General features: G+C 63.1%; 3 protein-coding genes. All 3 read left to right on the forward strand.

Annotation, left to right across the window (positions count from 1 at the left end; all coding sequences use genetic code 11):
• Nucleotides 1-307 (forward strand): winged helix-turn-helix domain-containing protein (locus tag EN994_RS27345; RefSeq protein WP_164746244.1); only part of this gene is annotated, 307 nt, incomplete at its 5' end.
• Entirely contained in the window at nucleotides 304-1,803 is a 1,500-nt protein-coding gene (locus EN994_RS27350) for a HAMP domain-containing sensor histidine kinase (RefSeq protein ID WP_063170024.1), read from the forward strand. The genes EN994_RS27345 and EN994_RS27350, both read left to right, overlap by 4 nt.
• An 80-nt stretch (nucleotides 1,804-1,883) precedes the next feature.
• Nucleotides 1,884-2,411, forward strand: a 528-nt coding sequence (locus tag EN994_RS27355) for a glycosyltransferase family 2 protein (protein WP_206530513.1), incomplete at its 3' end; no start/stop codon positions are given.

Below are 2,411 nucleotides of genomic sequence, written 5' to 3' on the forward strand. Positions count from 1 at the left end.
TGCCAATCAGGTGATGGTCGGCCGCCTCACCTATGATTTCCGCCATCGCGAGGCGCTTGTCGAGGACCAGGCGCTGGAACTGCCGCGGCGCGAGCGGCTGGTGCTCGAAACGCTCATCCGCAGGCCGGGGCGGACGATCATGCGCGGGGCGCTGGAAGAAGCCGTCTATGCTCTCGACGACGAGATCGGCTCCAATGCATTGGATGCGCACATTTCGCGGCTGCGTCGCAAGCTCGACGACGTCGCTGCCGGCATCGAGATCAGGGCGATCCGCAACCTCGGTTATCTCTTGCGGGCCGCCTCGTGAAGAAGTCGCGCACGCGATCGCTGCAATGGGTGCTGGTGCGGCGGATGATCCTGTTGCAGGCGGCGACGCTTCTTGTCTTCATCGTGCTGTGCGCGGCCGCGCTGTGGATCGCCGATCCACGGCTTCTTGTCGACAACGAGGCTGCCGTCGCCACCCTCAAGGATGCCGTCGATCGTGACGGCAACGGCAGATTGATCGTCCATGAGACCGATGGATTGCGTTCGTTTCGTAAGGGGTTCCCCAATGTCTGGTACATCATCCGCGACAACAACGGCCAGAGCATCCGCTTCGGCAGCATACCCGACGTCTACACCAGGAATTTTGGCGATCTGCTGGGCCAGGCCGATCACGCCACCATCGGATTTTCCGAAGATGATTTGAGGCCGGAGGCCTACCTCGAAAAAGTTTCGACCAAGGCTGGCACGGTTCAGATCATTGCCGCGACGCGATCGTCGCGGGAAGAGACCGACGGCCTCGAAGTCACCATTTCGGCCACCATCGACGTCGCCAAGAACCCGGACGGCAGCAGGAACTGGGAGAAGGCGCTTCCCGCTCTCGCGGCCATCATCGTCATCCTGCTGCTGCCGATCGTCCTCGTCATGGGAGCCACGACCCTGGTGACGACGCCAGCCGTCGTGCGCCGGTCGTTTGCCGGCCTCGTCGACACCGTCCAGCAGGCCGCGCGCATCGACATCGGCACCCGTGCGATGCAGCTGCCGGTCAAGAATGTGCCGCAGGAGATCGCGCCGCTGGTGCATGCCTTCAACCAGACGCTGGCGCGCCTCGCCCAGGGCTATGACCGGCACAACCGCTTCCTCACCGACGCGGCGCACGAACTGCGCACGCCGATCGCCATCCTGCGCACGCGCGCCGAATTGCTGAAGCAGGAACCGCAAAGCGCGCGCCTGCTGCATGACATCGAGCGCCTGTCGCATCTTGCGCAACAGCTGCTCGACCACCAGCTGCTCGACCGCCCGGCGGACCAGCGCCAGATCATAGACCTCTGCGATCTTGTCGGCCGGGTCGCCGCCGACTTCGCCCCGCTCGCCATCGAAGCAGGCTACGATCTTGCCTTCGAGCCGCCAGCCAACAAGGTCCATGTCGAGATCAACGTGCTGCAGATCGAGCGGGCGCTGGCAAATCTCGTGCGCAATGCCATCGATCATGGCGGCGGTTCCGGCACGATCACCATAGCGATCGATGAAAACGGCGGCGTCGAAATCCGCGACGAAGGCCCAGGCATTCCAGCCGATGAGCACGAGAACGTTTTCGAGCCCTTCTACCGACTGCGGCCGCAATCGCGCGGCGCGGGCCTGGGATTGAACCTTGCCCGGCAGATCGCACTGCTGCACGATGGCTCCATCCGGATATTGGCCGGCTCCTGGCAAGGCGCCCGCATCCGCATGGAGTTGCCGGTTCGGGCGGTGGCCGCGTGCGGCAGAAATGATGGCCGGCCCACGGTTGCGGCCGATCCCGCTGGCTTATCTGTTTTCTAACCAATTGCCGCTATTCCCAATCGGATAGCGGGAGCAAGGCTTTGGTGGAGACGGAGAGAAACACCGCGCGACGCGGCGTCATGCTGTCGGTGGTCATCCCATGCTACAACGAGCTGGATGGCGTGGCCGAACTGCATCGGCGGGTAACGGCCGCATGCCTTGGGCAAGGCCCTTCCTACGAGATCGTCCTTGTCGTCGATGGCGCGACCGACGGTACGCGCGAGGCCATTCTGCAGCTGGCCGAAAAGGACGACCATATCGTCGCCATCGACCTTGCCCGCAATTACGGCCACCAGATCGCGTTGAGCGCCGGGCTCGAATTCTGTCGCGGCCAGCGCATTCTCATTCTCGATGCCGACCTGCAGGATCCGCCTGAACTGCTCGGCGCGATGATGACGAAGATGAACGAAGGCTTCGATGTGGTTTACGGCCAGAGGCTGACGCGCGATGGCGAAAGCTGGTTCAAGCTCGCCTCCGCATCCATGTTCTATCGCTTGCTGCGCCGGATGGTCGACGTCGACATAGCCCCGAATACCGGTGATTTCCGACTGATGAACCGTCGCGCGCTCGACCATCTGAACGCGATGCCAGAACGTTACAGGTTCATT

This window comes from Mesorhizobium sp. M7A.F.Ca.CA.002.09.1.1 (genome assembly GCF_003998555.1).
Classification (GTDB): Bacteria; Pseudomonadota; Alphaproteobacteria; order Rhizobiales; family Rhizobiaceae; genus Mesorhizobium; species Mesorhizobium ciceri.